Origin of the sequence: Variovorax paradoxus NBRC 15149, from assembly GCF_001591365.1 — a bacterium.
Taxonomy (GTDB): Bacteria; Pseudomonadota; Gammaproteobacteria; order Burkholderiales; family Burkholderiaceae_C; genus Variovorax; species Variovorax paradoxus.
The window spans coordinates 1,661,658-1,679,478 of record NZ_BCUT01000001.1 but is presented as its reverse complement, the minus strand read 5'-3'; the positions used below and the strand labels follow the sequence as shown (position 1 = coordinate 1,679,478).

General features: G+C 69.2%; 18 protein-coding genes. 8 read left to right on the top strand and 10 right to left on the bottom strand.

The features are described from left to right. Window positions 1–4: 4 nt before the first annotated feature. Window positions 5–793 carry an SDR family oxidoreductase gene (locus VPA02S_RS07980; RefSeq protein ID WP_012746125.1) on the bottom strand — a complete coding sequence of 263 codons (789 nt, stop codon included), beginning with the start codon at window positions 791–793 and terminating at the stop codon, window positions 5–7. Window positions 794–852: 59 nt separating this feature from the next. Between VPA02S_RS07980 and VPA02S_RS07975 the strand changes: the two genes are divergently transcribed. Together VPA02S_RS07975 and VPA02S_RS07970 are read left to right on the top strand one after the other, a co-directional pair. Further along, a complete protein-coding gene (locus VPA02S_RS07975) occupies window positions 853–1,935 on the top strand; it encodes a class I SAM-dependent methyltransferase (RefSeq protein WP_012746126.1) in 1,083 nt (360 codons plus the stop codon). 59 nt (window positions 1,936–1,994) lie between these two features. Beyond that, the gene (locus tag VPA02S_RS07970) at window positions 1,995–2,858 is read left to right on the top strand and encodes a TauD/TfdA dioxygenase family protein (RefSeq protein WP_062363122.1); all 864 of its coding nucleotides are present in this window, start codon (window positions 1,995–1,997) and stop codon (window positions 2,856–2,858) included. A 30-nt stretch (window positions 2,859–2,888) separates the two neighbouring features. On the opposite strand, the gene VPA02S_RS07965 is transcribed toward VPA02S_RS07970, so the two are convergent. After that, window positions 2,889–3,290 carry a DUF5329 family protein gene (locus VPA02S_RS07965; RefSeq protein WP_012746128.1) on the bottom strand — a complete coding sequence of 134 codons (402 nt, stop codon included), beginning with the start codon at window positions 3,288–3,290 and terminating at the stop codon, window positions 2,889–2,891. Between the two features lie 105 nt (window positions 3,291–3,395). On the opposite strand from VPA02S_RS07965, the gene hisN reads away from it, so the two are divergent. From hisN to VPA02S_RS07950, 3 genes are read left to right on the top strand one after another with little or no spacing between them, the layout of a single operon-like run. Next, window positions 3,396–4,172, top strand: a complete 777-nt coding sequence (gene hisN, locus VPA02S_RS07960; protein WP_012746129.1) for a histidinol-phosphatase — start codon at window positions 3,396–3,398, stop codon at window positions 4,170–4,172. 9 nt (window positions 4,173–4,181) lie between these two features. Beyond that, window positions 4,182–4,376, top strand: coding sequence for a DUF2905 domain-containing protein (locus VPA02S_RS07955; RefSeq protein WP_012746130.1), 195 nt, complete (start codon window positions 4,182–4,184; stop codon window positions 4,374–4,376). 49 nt (window positions 4,377–4,425) lie between these two features. Continuing rightward, window positions 4,426–5,352, top strand: a complete 927-nt coding sequence (locus VPA02S_RS07950; RefSeq protein ID WP_012746131.1) for an ROK family protein — start codon at window positions 4,426–4,428, stop codon at window positions 5,350–5,352. On the opposite strand, the gene VPA02S_RS07945 is transcribed toward VPA02S_RS07950, so the two are convergent. After that, window positions 5,325–6,878, bottom strand: a complete 1,554-nt coding sequence (locus VPA02S_RS07945; protein WP_012746132.1) for an aminotransferase-like domain-containing protein — start codon at window positions 6,876–6,878, stop codon at window positions 5,325–5,327. The genes VPA02S_RS07950 and VPA02S_RS07945 overlap by 28 nt on opposite strands. Window positions 6,879–7,051: 173 nt before the next feature. Here VPA02S_RS07945 and VPA02S_RS07940 point away from each other — a divergent pair, with 173 nt between their 5' ends. Continuing rightward, a complete protein-coding gene (locus VPA02S_RS07940; RefSeq protein WP_012746133.1) occupies window positions 7,052–7,393 on the top strand; it encodes a hypothetical protein in 342 nt (113 codons plus the stop codon). A 12-nt stretch (window positions 7,394–7,405) separates the two neighbouring features. On the opposite strand, the gene otsA is transcribed toward VPA02S_RS07940, so the two are convergent. The 4 genes from otsA to VPA02S_RS07920 form a co-directional block, all read right to left on the bottom strand. After that, window positions 7,406–8,791 (bottom strand): alpha,alpha-trehalose-phosphate synthase (UDP-forming), encoded by a 1,386-nt coding sequence (gene otsA / locus VPA02S_RS07935; protein ID WP_012746134.1) that lies wholly within the window; start codon window positions 8,789–8,791, stop codon window positions 7,406–7,408. A 73-nt stretch (window positions 8,792–8,864) separates the two neighbouring features. After that, the gene (locus VPA02S_RS07930) at window positions 8,865–10,787 is read right to left on the bottom strand and encodes a glycoside hydrolase family 15 protein (protein ID WP_012746135.1); all 1,923 of its coding nucleotides are present in this window, start codon (window positions 10,785–10,787) and stop codon (window positions 8,865–8,867) included. Then, entirely contained in the window at window positions 10,784–11,566 is a 783-nt protein-coding gene (otsB, locus tag VPA02S_RS07925) for a trehalose-phosphatase (RefSeq protein ID WP_230537738.1), read from the bottom strand. Before otsB ends, VPA02S_RS07930 begins: the two co-directional genes overlap by 4 nt. A 71-nt stretch (window positions 11,567–11,637) precedes the next feature. Further along, a complete protein-coding gene (locus tag VPA02S_RS07920; protein ID WP_012746137.1) occupies window positions 11,638–12,897 on the bottom strand; it encodes a multifunctional CCA addition/repair protein in 1,260 nt (419 codons plus the stop codon). Window positions 12,898–13,058: 161 nt separating this feature from the next. Between VPA02S_RS07920 and VPA02S_RS07915 the strand changes: the two genes are divergently transcribed. Continuing rightward, entirely contained in the window at window positions 13,059–13,784 is a 726-nt protein-coding gene (locus VPA02S_RS07915; protein WP_012746138.1) for an OmpW/AlkL family protein, read from the top strand. Window positions 13,785–13,808: 24 nt separating this feature from the next. Here the strand turns inward: VPA02S_RS07915 and VPA02S_RS07910 are convergent, their stop codons facing one another. The 3 genes from VPA02S_RS07910 to VPA02S_RS07900 form a co-directional block, all read right to left on the bottom strand. After that, on the bottom strand, window positions 13,809–14,492 hold the full coding sequence (locus tag VPA02S_RS07910) for a glutathione S-transferase family protein (protein ID WP_018903609.1): 684 nt from the start codon (window positions 14,490–14,492) through the stop codon (window positions 13,809–13,811). Window positions 14,493–14,587: 95 nt separating this feature from the next. Continuing rightward, window positions 14,588–15,157 carry an MgtC/SapB family protein gene (locus VPA02S_RS07905; protein WP_012746140.1) on the bottom strand — a complete coding sequence of 190 codons (570 nt, stop codon included), beginning with the start codon at window positions 15,155–15,157 and terminating at the stop codon, window positions 14,588–14,590. Between the two features lies 1 nt (window position 15,158). After that, on the bottom strand, window positions 15,159–17,162 hold the full coding sequence (locus VPA02S_RS07900) for a lytic transglycosylase domain-containing protein (RefSeq protein WP_167313221.1): 2,004 nt from the start codon (window positions 17,160–17,162) through the stop codon (window positions 15,159–15,161). A gap of 36 nt (window positions 17,163–17,198) precedes the next feature. On the opposite strand from VPA02S_RS07900, the gene VPA02S_RS07895 reads away from it, so the two are divergent. After that, a complete protein-coding gene (locus tag VPA02S_RS07895; protein WP_012746142.1) occupies window positions 17,199–17,816 on the top strand; it encodes a 5-formyltetrahydrofolate cyclo-ligase in 618 nt (205 codons plus the stop codon). The last annotated feature ends 5 nt before the right edge of the window (window positions 17,817–17,821 follow it).

The following is a 17,821-nucleotide window of genomic DNA, read 5'->3' as shown; positions in this document are numbered from 1 at the left end:
GGGCTCACATCAGCGAGAAGTCGCGGTCGAATTTCATGAGGTGCTGGCCGCCGTCCACCACGAGCGTGGTGCCGGTGATCGAGTTGTTCTCCAGCGCGAACTTCACCGTGGCCGCCACGTCGGCCGGCGTCGAAGAGCGGCCCAGCGGCGAGAGCGTGTGCAGCTTCGAGAACCTGTCCTCGTCGAGCATGTGGCTGGGCAGCGTGAGGCCGGGCGCCACGCCCACCACCCGCACGCGCGGCGCCAGCGCCAGGGCCAGCATGGGCGTGGCGGCCTCGAGCGCGGCCTTCGATAGCGTGTAGCTCAGGAAGTCGGGGTTCGGGTTCCAGAGCTTCTGGTCGAGCATGTGCACCACCGCGCCCTGCGCGTCGCCGCGCAGCGCCAGGTGGTCGTGCAGCGCCTGCGCCAGCACGATGGCCGCACCGGTGTTGCTGCGCGCATGGCGCTCCATGAGCGCGTAGCTGAAGCTCGCGGCGTCGTCGTGTTCGAAGAGCGCTGCGCTGTGGACCACGGCATCGACGCTGCCGAAGTGCGCCGCCACGCGCGGCAGCAGGGCGCGGGTGGCGCCTTCGTCGAGCAGGTCGGCCTCGAAAGGCGCCGAAGTGCCCGAGAGGGCCGCGCAATCGGCCGCCGTCTGCTCGGCCTCGGCGCGCGAGCTGCGGTAGTGCACCGCCACCTGCCAGCCGCCCGCGGCCAGCGCCAGCGCGATCTCGCGCCCCAGCCGGCGGCCGGCACCCGTGACGAGGACGGTGCGGCGGGCGGGCGTAACAGGAGGAAGGGGCGCTGTGCTCATGCGGGCAGAGAAGGGAGAATCGGCGGGTGACGACAAAAACGACGACAAACAGTTTACCCATGGCCCTCGACATCCTGATTGCCCGTTCGGTGGAACGGGCGGGCGGATGGATCGGCTTCGACCGTTTCATGGCGCTGGCCCTGTATGCGCCGGGGCTGGGCTACTACGCCAACAGCTCGGCCAAGTTCGGCCACATGCCGTCTTCGGGCAGCGACTTCGTGACGGCGCCGGAGCTCACGCCCATGTTCGGCCAGGCGCTCGCGGCGCAGGTGGCCGAGGCGCTGGAGAAGACCGGCACCGACACGGTCTGGGAATTCGGCGCCGGCACGGGCGCGCTCGCCGTGCAGCTGCTGCATGCGCTCGACGAGATCGGCCGCGGCGACGTGCGCTACCGCATCGTCGACCTGTCCGGCACCCTGCGCGAGCGCCAGCAGCAGGCACTCGCGCGCTACACGGACCGCGTCGAATGGCTCGGCGAACTGCCCGAGGCGATGCAGGGCGTGGTGGTCGGCAACGAGGTGCTCGATGCGATGCCGGTGCAGCTCTTGGCCCGCGTGGGCGGCCAGTGGTTCGAGCGCGGCGTGGTGCGCAACGTGCGCGCCGACGGCTGGGCCTGGGCCGACCGCGAGACCGCGCTGCGGCCGCCGTTCGAGGTGCCCGGCGAGCACGACTACCTGACCGAGATCCATCCGCAGGCCGAGGCCTTCGTCGCGACCCTGGCGGACCGCCTGAAGAGCGGCGCGGCCTTCTTCATCGACTATGGTTTTCCGGAGCGCGAGTACTACCACCCGCAGCGCCACATGGGCACCGTGATGTGCCACCGCGCGCACCAGGCCGACGGCGATCCGCTGTCGGATGTGGGCTACAAGGACATCACGGCGCACGTCAATTTCACCGGCATCGCGCTCGCGGGGCAGGAGGCCGGGCTCGAGGTGCTGGGCTACACCAGCCAGGCGAGGTTCCTGCTGAACTGCGGGCTGCTCGAGCGGATGGGGCAGGGCAGCACGGCAGAAAGAGGCATGGCGGCTCGGCTCGTCCATGAGCATGAGATGGGGGAGCTGTTCAAGGTGGTGGGGTTTGCGGTGGGGGAGGGGTGGGAGGCGATGGGGTTTGCTGAGGGGGATCGGAGTCATACGCTCTGACATAAGCAACCAACAAAGATTTCGTTGAGAACCCCCTCACTAAAACCTACATTGGCGCAATGACCGCCCCCCAGCACTTCGAAGTGCGCCCCTTCAACGCCCCCGTCGGCGCGGAAATCGTCGGCCTCGACATCTCGAAGCCCATCAACGACGAAGACTTCGCGCGCATCCACCGCGCGCATCTGGACCACCACGTGCTGGTGTTCCGCAACCAGCAGATCACTCCGGCCGAGCACATCGAATTCAGCCGCCGCTTCGGCCCGCTCGAGATCCATGTGCTGCACCAGTTCCATCTGAAGAACCATCCCGAGATCCTGATCGTCTCCAACATCAAGGAGAACGGCGAGCCCATCGGCCTGGGCGATGCGGGGGTCTACTGGCATTCGGACATCTCGTACAAGCCCCAGCCCAGCCTGGGCTCGCTGCTGCATGCGCAGGAGCTGCCGAGCGAAGGCGGCGACACGCTCTTTGCCGACCAGCATCTTGCGTGGGAAACGCTCTCTCCCGAGCTGCAGCAGCGCATCCTGCCGCTCAAGGCCGAGCACAGCTACCTTGCCAAGTACGAGGCGCTGCGCGCAAAGAACCCTTGGCGGCCCAAGCTCTCGCAGGAGCAGATCGACCAGGTCGCGCCCGCCGTGCAGCCGGTGGTGCGCACGCATCCCGAGACCGGCCGCAAGGCGCTGTTCGTCAGCGAGCATTTCACGACGCGCATCGTCGGCCTGCCGCCGCAGGAGAGCGACGCGCTGCTGGCCGAGCTGTTCGCGCACAGCGTGAAGCCGCAGTTCGTGTACCGCCACCAATGGGCGCCGCACGACCTCGTGTTCTGGGACAACCGCTCGCTGATGCACCTGGCGGCCGGCACGCCGGACCATCTGCGGCGCCGCCTCAATCGCACCACCATCGTGGGCGACACACCCTTCTGATGGCTTCTTCCTTGGCCCGATGCAGCCGGGTCAACCGGCGCCAGGCTTGCCGCTGCCGCCGCCCTGGCGCAGCGTGCGCAATTCGGCGTTGAGGAATTCGTTGGCGTCCCGCATCGAGCCGTTCGGCATCTTGATCTTGTAGGGCTTGCCCGTCATCTCCGAGCGGGAGGCGCAGCGGTCGATGAAGTCTTCCGCCGTGGTGATCTCGTCTTTGAAGTGGTCGAACTTGGCCTGCATGTGCTTGGCGGCATCGGCGGCGTTGTGCTCGTCGCCGTTGCGCATGAAGGTCATCGTCGTCATCTTCGAGACGCGCAGGATCAGCGTGTCGATGAGCTTTTGCTCCGACGCGGAAGGGGTGGCCTGGGCCAGCGCGGCCGCAGGGCCGAGCACCAGCGCCAACAGGGCGCGACGCGGAAGTTGAAATGAAGCCATGTGGTCGATGTGGCAATTTCCGGACCATGCTAGGGCGGTGGCCCCATGCGTGTCAAACCGGGCCCGGCTCGGGTCTAATCGCAGTTTTGGCACGCTTGGTTTCCCATGAGCTCTTCCGCCCCCGATCTGCTGTCGATCGCGCACCTTCTGGCCGATGCCGCCGCCGCGCAGTCGATGCGCTATTTCCGCACGCCGCTGGACATCATCACCAAGGCCGACGAGAGCCCCGTGACGCTGGCGGACCGCGCCGCCGAGACGGCCATGCGCGAGATCCTTGCCGTGCGCGCCGCGGCGGACGGCATCTTCGGCGAGGAGCACGGCCTCGAGCGGCTCGACGCCGAGCGCGTCTGGGTGCTCGACCCGATCGACGGCACGCGCAGCTTCATCACCGGATCGCCGCTGTGGGGCACGCTGATCGGTGTGCTGCGGGGCTCGCGCGTGGTGCTGGGCATGATCGACATGCCGGTGCTCAAGGAGCGCTGGGTCGGCCAGGCCGGCCAGGGCGCGACGCGCGACGGCCAGCCGGTGCACGCGAGCAGCTGTACCGAGGTGGCCAAGGCGCGCATCGTCACCACCTCGCCCGACATCTTTGCGCCGGCCGACTGGCAGGCCTTCGACCGGCTGAGCCGGCAGTGCGCGATGCGGCGCTTCGGCGGCGACTGCTACGGCTATGCGCAGCTCGCGGGCGGCACCATCGACCTCGTGGTGGAAACCGGCCTGCAGCCCTACGACTACCTGGGCCCGGCGGGCGTGATCGAGGCCGCGGGCGGCGTCATCACCGACTGGCAGGGCCAGCCGCTGGGGCTGGAGTCCGATGGCCGGGTGATTGCGGCCGCAACGCCCGAACTTCACCGACAAACCATGGCCATCCTTGCGGCCTAGACTGTTCCCATGATCCGCTGGCTGATCGTCGTCGTCCTTGCCCTGGTGCTCATGAGCGGCCTCACGGCCTGGCTGCGCCGGTTCGGCTTCGGGCGGCTGCCCGGCGATTTCGAATTCCGCGCCTTCGGCCGCGAATGGCAGCTGCCGATCTCGAGCACGCTGGTGCTCAGCATGATCGCGGCGCTGGTAGCGCGCTTCGTCTAGCGCCGTTGTTGATGAACCCGTCCTGAGACCCAGAGAGAAGAACCACGCGATGAGAGCCTGCGTTGACATCGGCGGCACCAAGGTGGCCGTGAGCCTTTCCCCTTCGAGCGATGCGCCGCTGGCCGGCCGCCGCAGCGAGCCGACGGCCAAGACCGGCGACAACGACGCCGTGGCGGTGCAGATCATGCGCATGATCGACGAGGTCTGCGCCGAGCAGGGCATCGCGCCGGCCGACATCGACCGCGTGGGCGTCTCGTCCACCGGCCCCTTCGAGCTGCGCGACGGCATGGTGGAGCTGGCCACGCCCAACATCTGCGGCGGCATTGCGGGGCCGGCGCGCGGCCTGCCCAACAACTGGATGACGGCAATCATCGAAGCCCCGCTGGCCCGGCGCTTCGGCCGCGTGCGGGTCGAGAACGACGCCGTGGCCGCGCTCGAGGCCGAGCGCCACTGGGGCGCGCTGCAGGGCCTGGACCACTGCGCCTACGTCACCTGGAGCACCGGCGTGGGCGTGGGCCTGTGCGTGGACGGCCGTGCGCTGCGTGGCAAGAACGGCAATGCCGGCCATGCGGGCCACAGCTTCGTGGTGGACGACGCCAGCGGTGCGCTCTGCGGCTGCGGCAACCTCGGCGACGTGGAGGCGCTGGTGGCGGGCAACTCCATCGCGCGCCGCTTCGGGCAGCCCGCGCCCGACCTGTTCGCGGCCGCCTCGGACGGCGAGCCGCACGCCGTCGAGATCGTCGATGCGCTGTGCCGCGTGATGGGCCGCATGATCTACAACCTGATTGCCACGCTCGATCTCCAGCGCATCAGCCTGGGCGGCAGCGTGTTCTGGCACCACCGCGACTTCCTGCTGCCGCGGCTGCAGGCGCAGGTCGACGGCAAGCTCAAGCCGCTCACGCGCGGCGTGCTGCTGGTGCCCGCGGGGCTTGGCGAAAAGGTCGGCGACTACGCCGCCCTGGCACTGCTCGACTGAAGCTGGCGCCCCTGGGGCGACTGGATGGGAACCGGGGGCGATGCCGGCCGCATGGGCAGCGGCGCCGCAGCCGCGCCGGCATCACCGCGGCCCATCAGCGTCTCGATGATCTGGCCCAGGCGGCGCAGGCCCGTGTCGACCGCCTCGCCATACGGCCAGCCGCAGTTGATGCGCAGGTAGTGATCGAAGCGCGAGGAGTTGGAGAACAGCGTGCCGGGCGCCACCACGATGCGCTCCGCGAGCGCCGCATCGAAGACCCGCGACGACGACAGGCGCTCGGGCAGCTCGACCCACAGCTGCAGCCCGCCAGGCGGCAGGTTGATGCGCGTGCCGGCCGGAAAGTAGCCGGCGATCGCATCGGCCGTCTGCTCGCGCTGCGTCTTCAGGCAGCTGCGCAGATGGCGCAGGTGGCGGTCGTAGGCGCCGGTGGCCATGAACAGGCCGGCCCCGCTTTGCGAGAGGCCTTCGTTGTTGCGGGTCTGCGCGTACTTGAGCATCTCCACCCGCGCGTGCCAGCGCCCGGCCGTGATCCAGCCCAGGCGCAGGCCGGGCGCGAGGATCTTGTGCAGCGAGGCGCAGTGGATCACGTTGCCGCCAGTATCCCAGGACTTGAGCGCGCGCGGCGGCGTCGGGGCGTCGACCAGCTCGCTGTAGGTGTCGTCCTCGATCAGCGGAATCGCGTGCCGCTCGCACAGCTGCGCGAGCCGCGCCTTGTGGGCATCGGGCATCACGCTGCCCAGCGGGTTCTGCAGGTGCGGCACCACCACCACGGCCTTGATGTTGTCGTAGGTGCGGATCGCGAGCTCCAGCGCTTCGATCGAGAGGCCGGTCTGCGGACTGGTCGGGATCTCCAGCGCGCGCATGCCCAGGCTCTCGAGCACCTGCAGCAGGCCGTAGAAAGTGGGCGACTCCACCGCCACCGTGTCGCCCGGCTGCGCCACGGCACGCAGCGCGAGGTTGAGCGCCTCGATGCAGCCGTTGGTGACCAGGATGTCTTCCGGCGAGATCGCCATGCCCACGCGCAGGCTGCGTTGCGCGAGCACCTCGCGGAACTGGCGGTGGCCCTTGAGCGGCGCCGCAATCGTCAGCATGTCGGGCTGCTGGCGCAGCATGCGCGTCATCGCATTGCGCAGCGCCTCGGCCGGATACAGCTCCGGCGCGCCGCGCGCGATGGAAAAGTTGAGCTTCTCGGGGAGCTGCCGGCGGCGCGCCACGAAGTCCGACACCTTGGCGTGGATGCCCACGTACTGCGCCGGGTCGGGCGGCACGCCGGCCGGGGGCTCCTCCATCGGCGCAATGGCAAGGCGCCGCGGCCGGCGCACGAAGTAGCCCGAGCGGTCGCGCGCCTCGACCCAGCCGTCGCTTTCCATCGTGCGGCACAGCTGCAGCGCAGTCGACAGGCTGATGCCGTGCAGGCGCATGAGGCTGCGCAGCGAGGGCAGCTTGTCGCCCTGCTTGAGCGAGCCGGTGTGGATCGCGTCCACGTAGTGCGCTGAGAGCTGGCGGTAGAGCGGTAGCGAATCCATGGCCTCGATGCTCCCCCTGTCGCGCATCCAAAAACAGATGCAGTTGCGAAGGAAAACGACCATAACAGATGCGCCGCGGCCACCGCTGTTCCGGTGCGAATCGCCTGGGTGTGTGCCTGTTTTATGGGCGCCCGAATTCCTACGATGGGCGCATCCACTCCAGAAGGCGCGCCATGTCCCCCACCACCCTCGACCGACTGCCCGATACCGTCGTCCTGCAACCGGGCGAGGCCCTGCGCGCGGCGCTCGATCCCGCCACCTGGCTCGAGATGCTGGAGGGCCGCGCGCTGCTCGTGTCGCCGCCCTCATGGTTCGGCGAAACCGTGTTCACCGCGAAGACCGTGCTGAACGAGGGCGACGTGCATCGCCTGGAACGCGGCGGCTGGATCGAGCTGTCGGCGCTGGCGCCGGTGCGGCTGCGCGTGCATGCGCAGGCACGGCAGCAGACAGCGGCGGTTCGGCCCGCGGAGCCCCGGCCGGTGATGCGGCTGGTGCGGCTTCTGACCGGAAGCTGAGCGGTCGGCTTCCTAGCGCTGGCTTGCGGCGTGGCGCAGCGCCTCCAGGAAGCTGCGCCGCCACCAGTGGATGTCCTGCTCGCGGATGCGCGACAGCAGCTTCTGGTGCCGCTCGCGCCGCTCCTCGAGCGGCATCTGCAGCGCCTGCTGCACCGTTTCGGCCGTGCCGTGCGTGTCGTAGGGGTTCACCAGCAGTGCTTCCTTCAGCTGCTCGGCCGCGCCGGCAAAGCGCGACAGCACCAGCACGCCCGGGTCGGCCGGGTCCTGCGCCGCGATGTACTCCTTGGCGACCAGGTTCATGCCGTCGCGCAGCGGCGTCACCAGCCCGACCGCGGCCGCGCGGCACAGCCCCGGCACACGCTTGCGCGCCACCATGCGGTGGATGTAGCGCACCGGCATCCAGTCGAGCTCGCCGTAGTCGCCGTTGATGGCACCGCACAGCGCTTCGAGCTCGCGCCGGATGTCGCCATAGGCATCGACCGTCTCGCGCGTGGGCGAGGCGATCTGGATCAGCGTGGCGCTGCGGCGGTTCTCGGGGTAGTTGGCAAGCAGCTCGCGGAAGGCGCGCACGCGCTGGGGAATGCCCTTGGAGTAGTCGAGCCGGTCGATGCCCAAGAGCAGCCGGCGCTGGGAATACTCGCGCTTCATGGTCTCGAACATGTCGCGCGACTCCTTCGCATGCGTGAGCGCCGCGAATTCGTCCACGTCGATGCCGATCGGAAAGGCGCTGCAGCGCACCGTCTGGCCGTAGGCGCGGTACATCTCGTCGCCCAGGTATTCGCCATGCGCCTCGTTGCGCACGTAGTGCTCGAAATGCTGCACGTCCTGCTGCGCCTGGAAGCCGATCAGGTCGTAGGCGAACAGCGAGCGCATGAGCCACTCGTGCTGCGGAACGGCTGCGATGATGATCTGCGGCGGCAGCGGAATGTGCAGGAAGAAGCCGATGCGCTGCCTGCAGCCCATGGCGCGCAGCTCGGCGGCGAGCGGCATCAGGTGGTAGTCGTGGATCCAGATGACGTCGTCGTCCTTCAGCATCGGCTTGAGCTTGCGCGCGAACAGCTGGTTCACGCGCCGGTAGCCGCCGATGAAGCCGGCGTCGAAGTGGGCGAGGTCGAGGCGGTTGTGGAACACCGGCCACAGCACGTCGTTGCTGTAGCCCAGGTAGTAGCTGTCGTGGTCCTCGCGGCTCAGGTCGATGGTGGCGAGCGTGACCTTGCCGGCCTGCAGCATATGCAGCTCGCCTTCGCCCGTGGGGCCGTTCTCGACGATCTGGCCGCTCCAGCCGAACCACATGCCGCCGCTTTGCTGCAGGCTTTCGCCGAGCGCCACGGCCAGGCCGCCCGCGGCGGGCTTGCGCGGATCGGCCACGCGGTTGGAGACGACAACGAGGCGACTCATTGGTGCACCCCTGGCGCTGCGCGCCTCCCCGCCAAGCGGGGGCGAGCTTGCTTGGGGCGGCCCGGCGCGGCGCTCATATGCACGAGTCCCACGGCGCCGACAGCCGCACAGCGGCATTGATGATGCCCACCATCGAGTAGGTCTGCGGAAAGTTGCCCCACATCTCGCCTGTGACCGGGTGCGTGTCTTCCGACAGCAGGCCGAGCGGGTTGCGCGCCGCCAGCATGGTCTCGAAGATCTGGCGCGCCTCGGCCTTGCGGCCGATCTTGGCGAGCGCGTCGATGCGCCAGAAGGTGCAGATGTTGAAGGCGGTCTCGGGCTTGCCGAAGTCGTCGGCCGCCTCGTAGCGGCGCATGTACGGGCCGTCGCAGAGCGACTTTTCCATGGCGTCGACAGTCGAGATGAAGCGCGGGTCGCGTGCGTCGATCAGCCCCACCTCCACCATCAGCAGGATGCTGGCGTCCAGTTCATGGCCGCCGAAGCTTTCGGCAAAGGCCTGGCGCTCCTCGCACCACGACTTGGCCAGAATCTCTTCTTTCATGCGCGCGGCGTGGCCGTGCCAGTAGGCCGCGCGTTCGGGCAGCGCCAGCGCGCGCGCGATCTTGGCAAGCCGGTCGCAGGCGGCCCAGCTCATGAGCGCGGAGCTGGTGTGCACGCGGGCGCGGGTGCGCAGCTCCCACATGCCCGCATCGGGCGTGCCGTAGACGCGGATCGCCTGCTCGCCCACGGCCTCGAGGTGCGGAAACTCGGCCCGGCCCGCGCGCGCGAGCAGCCGGTGGTCGTGGAAGGCCTGCGCCGCGCCGAGCACGATGTTGCCGTAGACGTCGTGCTGGAAATGCTCCTGCGCCTGGTTGCCCACGCGCACCGGCCCCATGCCGCGGTAGCCCGCGAGGTTCTCGACCATCGACTCGGGCAGCTCGCGCTCCAGACCGATGCCGTACAGCGGCTGGATGTGCTCGCCGTGCGAGCCGATCACCACGTTGCCGAGCCAGCGCAGGTAGTCTTCCATGGTGCCCACCTCGCTCAGCGAATTGAGCGCGCGCACCACGAAGAAGGCATCGCGCAGCCAGCAGTAGCGGTAGTCCCAGTTGCGCTGGCTGCCCGGCGCCTCGGGAATGCTGGTGGTCATGGCGGCGACGATGGCGCCGGTGTCCTCGTAGAGCGAGAGCTTGAGCGTGATGGCCGCGCGGATCACCGCGTCCTGGTATTCGAACGGAATCGCGAGCCGCTTGCTCCAGGTGCGCCAGTAGGCGATGGTCTCCTGCTCGAAGCTGCGCGCGGTGTCGGCAATGCCGTCGAGCAGGGTTTCGTCGACGCCGAACATGAAGTTGTATTCGCGCGAGATCACGAAGGGCTGGCGCGAAAGGATGTGCGAGATCGACGCGTCGGTGTTGAGCCGCAGCGTCACGTCGGGCCCCACGTAGCGGATGTGGTTGCTGCCGCGCGTGACCTCCAGCGGCCCCGAGGCGCCCCACTGGAAGCGCGGATCGAGCGCCACGCGGATGCGCGGCGCGCCGGCAATCGGCCGCACGCGGCGCACCATCATCAGCGGCCGGAAGTAGCGCGAGCGGCTGTAGAAGCGCGGCGCGAAGTCGGTGATCTCGATGCCCTGGCCGGCGCTGTCGAACAGCTGCGTGCGCAGCACCGCGGTATTGGGTTCGTACCACTGCTTGCTCGAGGCGAAGTCCTCGATCTCGATGGCCCAGGCGCCGGCCTCCTCGCCCGGGTGCAGCAGCGCGTTGAAGACCGGGTCGCCGTCGAAGCGCGGCAGGCAGCACCACACGGCGCGCCCGCGTGCATCGATGAGCGCGCTGTAGGCGCAGTTGCCGATCACGCCCACGTTGAGCGAGGGCTCGGCCGGCGGCCCGAAGCCGCGCGGCGCACCGGAAGCCGCAACGCGCGGGTCGACCGGCGCCTGGTCGGCGGGCCCGGCTGCCCCGGAAATGGACAGGCCCGCGCGGTCCTCGGGTGCTTTCGACAATTGCAGCTCGCTCATCCATCGCTCCTCGGGGATTCGTTTTTCTTGTGGGCCGGCGCGGCCAGCTGGTCGCGCAGCTGCACCAGCCATTCGAACACCGCGCGCGGCGATTCGAGCCGGTGCAGCGCCAGGCTCGGGCCCGAGCCGACCTTGATGCCGACGCCGCCGCGCGGCTGCACCACCGCGAAGCCGCTCTCGTCGGTGGTGTCGTCGCCGGCAAAGACCGGCAGGCGCCCGGCGAACGGCGCCTCCGTCATGAAGGCCTCGATGGCGATGCCCTTGTTGACCCCGGTGGGCTTGACCTCGAACACGAACTTGCCGTGCAGCAGCTCAAGCAGCGGCCGGCCCGCAATGGCGCGCGACATGGCGTCCCGGCACACGGCCTCCAGCTGCGGTGCGAGCCGGTAGTGCAGCGCAATGGCTGCGTGCTTGCGCTCGACCAGCAGGCCTTCATGCACGCGGGCCAGCTCGTTGGCGATGTCCAGGATGGGCGCGAGATCGGGCGCGTGCTGCTCCTGCATGCGGCCTTGCGCGTCGCGCCGCTGCACGCCGTGCTCGCCCGCGGCGGGCAGGCGCAGCGGCGCGAGGAAGCGGTCGATGGCATCGATCTGGCGGCCCGACACCACGGCCAGCGCGCCGCCGAGCTGGTCGCGCAGGTCTTCGAGCAGGCCCGCCAGGGCGGGAGGAATCTCGATCGCCTCGGGGGTGGGTGCGAGCGCGACCAGCGTGCCGTCGAAGTCGAGAAAGAGGGCGGTATCTCGGCCCAACGGAGGCGGCGACTGGGAGGACATTGGCATTGGTGAAAACCATAGCACGGACCCGGCCATTCCCGTGTCGGCCAAAGTCGGACGTATGCGGCGGCGGAGCTTCAGCCCGGCAAGGCGGCCACCGCCTCCACGCGTGCGCGGTGGATCGCCTCGCCGATCTGCGGCCCGGCGGCGCCGGATTGCTGCGCCGCGCGCGCCACGGCCTCGGTGGGCACGCCCGCGGCGGTGGCGAGCACGGCAAGCAGCCGCTCGCGCTGCGGATAGGGCCGGTCCTCGAAGCCGAGCCGGCCGCGCGCATCGCATTCGCAGGCCAGCAGCACGTCGGCAAAGCGCGCCGGCTTGCGAAACGCATCGCAGCGCTCCAGCAGGCGCACCAGCGCCGCGGCCGCGAGCTCGCCGCTGCGATGGATGTTGCCGTGTTCGCGCGCCACCACCTCGGCGAGCTCGCGGATCTCGACCGGCACGCGCCAGCGGTCGCACACCGCGTGCAGCAGTTCGGCGCTGCGCTTCTCGTGGCCGATGTGGCGCGGCAGCAGCCCAGGCTCGGTCGTGCCCTTGCCGAGGTCATGCATCAGGCAGGCGAAGCGCACCGGCAGCGAGGCCTGCAGCTTCGCGCTGGTGTCGATGACCATCATCAGGTGCACGCCGCAGTCGACTTCGGGGTGGTGGGCCTCGGGCTGCGGCACGCCCCAGAGCCGGTCGACCTCCGGCAGCAGCACCGCCAGCGCGCCGCAGGCACGCAGCACCTCGAACATGCGCGACGGGCGGGTTTCCATCAGCCCGCGCGAGAGCTCCTGCCAGACGCGCTCGGGCACCAGCGCATCGGCTTCGCCGGCTTGGACCATCTCGCGCATCAGCGCCATGGTCTCGGGCGCCACCGAGAAATCGTCGAAGCGCGCTGCGAAGCGCGCCACCCGCAGGATGCGCACCGGGTCTTCGCGAAAGGCGTCCGTGACGTGCCGCAGCAGCTTGTGCTCGAGGTCGCGCCGGCCATGGAAGGGGTCGGCGAGCTTGCCGGCGTCGGGCTCGAAGCGGCCGTCGGTGCCCACGAATTCGGCAGGCAGCGCGATCGCGTTGACCGTGAGGTCGCGCCGCGCGAGGTCCTGCTCGAGCGTGACGTCGGGCGAGGCGTGCACGGTGAAGCCGCGGTAGCCGGGCGCGCTCTTGCGCTCGGTGCGGGCCAGCGCGTATTCCTCGCGGGTCTGCGGATGCAGGAACACCGGAAAGTCGCGCCCCACGGGCAGGTAGCCGCGCGCCGCCATTTCCTCGGGCGTGGCGCCCACCACCAGCCAGTCGTGGTCCGACACCGGCCGCCCCAGCAGCCGGTCGCGCAGCGCGCCGCCGACGAGATAGGTTTTCATGCGCCCAGTGTAGGGATTACTCCAGTTGGAAAAAATAGAACGACCGTTCGATAATTTTCAGGCGAACCGCAGGATCGTTCGCCGATTTGCCCGAAAGGTAGCCGCTGTCGCAGTGGAGGCCGCGCGCTGCAGATTTTTAAACCAAAAGGAGTAATCACGTCATGAAGAAAACAATGCTTGCGCTGACCGCAGTGGGCGCGCTGGCGTCCGGAAGCGCGTGGGCGCAGAACGCTGGAGACTGGGTGGTCGGCGCGGGTTGGCTTCATTTTGCGCCGCAGGACTCGAGCAAGCCGCTCACGCTGACGGCGCCGGTGCGCAGCGTGCTGGCGGGGTCGGGCGCATCGATCAGCGATTCGGACACGCTGGGCTTGAGCGCGGTCTATTTCGTCGACAGCCACTGGGCTGTCGAGGGCGTGTTCGGCATTCCGCCGAAGTTCAAGCTCAACGGCACCGGCACGCTGGGCCGCGTGGGCGAGCTGGGCCAAGCGCGCCAGTGGAGCCCCACCATTCTTGGCAAGTACTACTTCAACGAGGGCAACGCGGCCCTCCGCCCGTTCGTGGGCCTGGGCGCGACCTATGTCTGGTACAGCGACATCGAACTGACGCCGGGGCTGCAGGGCGCGCTGGGCAGCCAGCTGCGCCAGCGGCCGCTCTCCACCTCGACCACCGCCAAGCTCGACAGCTCGTTCGCGCCCGTGCTCAATGCCGGCGTGGCCTACCAGATCGACAAGCACTGGGGCGTGTCGTTCTCGGTCTCCTACATTCCGCTGAAGACCAAGGCCAAGCTCACGACCACCACGATCACCGGGCTGCCGATTGCCACCAGCGAGGCCAGGCTCAAGCTGAACCCGATCGTGACCTACCTCTCGGCGACCTACCGCTTCTGAGCCGGCGGGATTCTTCGAGGAGCCTCAGCGCGCCGTGCGGTAGGGCTCGTTGAACGCCACGAAGTCCTTCTCAGCCAGGGCATCGTCGATCCATGCCTTGACGCCGGGGAGCGCCTGCACGCGCTCGATGTAGGCGCTGATGGCCGGCGGCACCGGCAGGCCGTAGGTCTTGATGCGCGTGCCCACCGGCGCGAAGTAGCTGTCGGCAATGCTGAAGCCGCCGAACAGCAGCGGGCCGCCGTGGGCATCGAGCAGGCCGCTCCACATCTGCACGATGCGGTCGAGGTCGGCCTGCAGGGCGGGGTTGTCCTTCAGGAGCCGTGCGCCGACCTCGGCGAGCGAGGCCTCGATGTTCATGGGACAGAGGCTGCGCAGCTTGCCGAAGCCCGCATGCATCTCGGCGCAGATGCTGCGCGCGCGGGCCCGCTCGGCCGCGGCGCGGGGCCACAGCTGCTTCTCGGGAAAGGTCTCGGCCAGGTATTCGGCAATGGCGAGCGTGTCCCACACCACCAGCTCGCCGTCCACCAGCGCCGGCACCTCGGCCACCGGGTTGATCGCGCCCATGGTCTTCTTGAAGTGCGAGTCGGGCGCGAAGGAGTCGAAGCGGACCTTCACCTCTTCGAACGGGATGCCGGCCTGCTTCATGAGCACCCAGGGCCGCATGGACCAGGACGAGTAGTTCTTGTTGCCGATGTAGAGCTTGCGCATGGTGCGATCCTGCGGTTGGGATGAGAGAGAAAAACCTTCGATGCTAGCCGGGCCGCATCCGCCAATTGATGCCGAAATGCGGCCGGATTGATGCGCTACCGCGGCTGCTCGTCTTCAGGCGAGGCGATCACGCGCGGCGCCGCGCCGGCCTGGTCTTTTTCTTCGCCGTGCGGCGGCCCGACCATGCGCTCGACCAGGTCCACCAGCCGCGGCACCAGCGCGAGCACGGCCAGCGCCAGCAATGCGCTCAGGATGGCGGTGACTTCGCGGCCGAGGCCGCAGGCCATGCCGATGGCGGCCGTCATCCACAGCCCGGCGGCGGTGGTGAGGCCCTGCACATGGTGCTCGTCCTTGCCGCGCTTGAGGATGGTGCCGGCGCAGAGAAAGCCCACGCCCGCCACCAGGCCCTGGATCACCCGGCTCATGTCGGCCGGCTCGATGCCCGTCTGCTGCGGAATCAGCACGAACAGCGCCGAGCCGATGGCCACCAGCATGTGGGTGCGCACGCCCGCCGCCTTGCCCTGCTGCTCGCGCTCGAAGCCGAGCATGAACCCGATCACGGCCGCGAGCATCAGCCGAACGACGATGCGCGTGAGCTGCGCGGCGTCGCCCACGTCCGAGAATTCGGCCGCTACGGTGTCGAGCACCTGGCCGCCCCAGCTCATGTCAGGGGAGATCCTTGTTGGGTTCGGGTTCTGCCGCGTCGCGCGGGCCCACGCGGCCCAGGCGCTCCTTCAGCGACTGCGGCCGCCCGCTGATCAGCGCGGCGTAGTTGGTGGTGTTGGCCAGCACCTTCTTCACGTAGTCGCGCGTTTCGCCGAAGGGCACGTTCTCGGCCCAGATCGCGGCTTCCATCACCGGGCCGTTGCGCCAGCTGCGCGGCCGTCCCGGGCCGGCGTTGTAGGCGGCCGCGGCCAGCGCCATGGAGCCGTCGAAGTCGTCGAGCGCGAGCTTCAGGTAGTTGGTGCCGATGGTGATGTTGGTTTCATGGTCGTTGATCTGCCCGGGCGTGAAGCCGGCCAGGCCGATCTTGCGTGCGGTCCAGCGCGCGGTGGCGGGCATGACCTGCATCAGGCCCGAGGCGCCGACGCCCGAGCGCGCGTCCATGATGAAGCGGCTTTCCTGGCGGATCAGGCCGTAGACGTAGGCCGGGTCCAGGCCGATGTCCTGGCTCTTGCGCAGCACCGTGTCGTGGAAGGGCATGGGGAAGCGCTGCTCGACATCGATCACGCCCTTGGTGCGCTCGCTGGTGTTGATGCAGCGGTCCCAGACCTCGCGCTGGCAGGCGAAGTCGGCCGCGGCCAGCAGCGCGCGGTCGTCCATGCCGCCCTTGTCGTGCAGGTTGGTGGCGTAGTTCCATTCGCGCGTGCCCTCGGAGCGCAGGCCGATCGCAATGGCGTAGAGCGCGCGGTTGAGCGCGATGTTGCTGCGCGCGGCGTTCTTTTCTTCGGGCGTGAGCGGCGCCGGGCGCGTGGGCACCACGGTGCGCTGGCCGAGTTCCTCCAGCGCCAGCATCTCGTAGAAGCCGCGCGTGCCCGCAATGCTCTGGTAGAGCTCGCGTGCCTGCGCGCGGCGGTCGTCGCCGCCCGCCGCGCTGAGTGCGCGCGCCTTCCAGTAGACCCAGGTCGGCTCCAGCTGCGCCGTTTCGCTCATGGCGTTGATGGCGGGCGCCACCTCTTTCCATTGGCCGTTGCGCAGCGCGGCGCGCACGCGCCAGCCGAGCATGTCGTCGGTCAGGTCGCCGTTCTTCGTGACGTTGGCAAAGTAGCTGCCGGCCAGCGGCGAGAGCTTGCTCGCGGCCTGGCGGCCGATGGTGCCCCAGAGCCAGTTGCGCTCCTCGGCCGAAAGCATCGGGCCCCATTTGCTGTCGAGCTGGGTGGCGGCCTGCTCCGGGTCGGCCATGGCGATCTTGATGAGCGCCAGCACCACCAGCTCCTTGCGCGACTTGGCGGCCACGAAGGCGCGGCCGGCCAGGAACTTGGCCGCGCTGGCGTTGAGCTCCTCGAACAGCGGCAGCGCATCGGGCGCGGCAATGGTCACGGCGCCGCGCGCGGCCTGCGGGCGGTTGGTCTCCATGGCCAGGCGCGCCTTCGTCCAGGCATCGTTGGGCGACAGCAGGCGGGCCGCGACCAGGCGGTCGGCCGCGGTGAGGCAGCCGTCGTCCGCCTCTTTCTGCGCGAACCAGTTGCGGCGCACCTCGTTGGCCTGGGCCTGCGTGGCGCTGCCCGATTGCAGGGCCTCGACCAGGATCGCGTAGCAGCGCACCTGCGGATCGTCGCCCATGCGAAAGCCCGCCAGCGCGGCGGAAAAGCCGTCCCAGTCGCGGCGCTGGCCCAGCAGCAGCAGCCAGTCGTTGCGCAGCCGGTCTTCCTGGTAGGTGCCGGGGTAGCGGGCGAAGAAGTCCTGCACTTCGTTCGGCGCGGCTTCCTGCAGGCGGGCCTTGAGTTCCCAGTAGGCGGCCCAGGGTTCGAGCGCATGGCCGCGCGCCTGCGGCAGCAGGGCCGCGAGCCGGCCCTTGTCGCCGCGCTGGAAGGCCTGCTTCATCTGGACCAGGACGTCGTCGTTGCTGTTGGCCTGGGCGGCGGCGGGCTGCTGCGAAAGCAGTGCGGCGGCAGCCAGGACGGCGGAAAAAACCAGCGCGGACGCTGTATTGCGCGGGCGATGCCGCATGGGTGCCAAAATGCTTGGGAACTGCATCGGGGGATTATGGACAAGTCAAAGGATGCCGACACCTCGGCGACCACGAGTTTTCTCAAGGATCAGGTGAGAAAAGCACTGATCGAGCAGCGCCTGGCGATGCCCGACCGGCTCGCCAAGGCCGACCTGCTGCAGCGCGTGATGCGGATCTGGCTGGTGGGCCGGCCCGACACCGTGATCGGCGCCTACTGGCCGATCAAGGGCGAGTTCGATCCGCTGCCCGCGCTGCACCGCTGGAAGGAAGACGGCGAGCTGATCGACGAGCCGCAGCGCCGCCGCATCGGCTTGCCGGTGATGAACAAGGTCCACAAGACGCTGACCTTCCATGCCTGGTACCCGGGCTGCCAGATGGAAGAAGACGCCTACGGCATTCCCAAGCCCAAGGACACCGAGCTGATCGTGCCCACGCTGCTGTTCGTGCCCTGCGTGGGCTACAGCGCCGGCGGCTACCGGCTGGGCTACGGCGGCGGCTTCTACGACCGCACGCTGGCGGCGCTGGAGCCGCGCCCGTTCACGGTGGGGCTGGGCTTCACCAACGGTTTCCTCGAAGACTTCGAGCCCGAGGCGCACGATTTGCCGCTGGACGCGATCCTCAACGACAACGGCGTGGTCTGGCCAACCAGCTGAAGGGG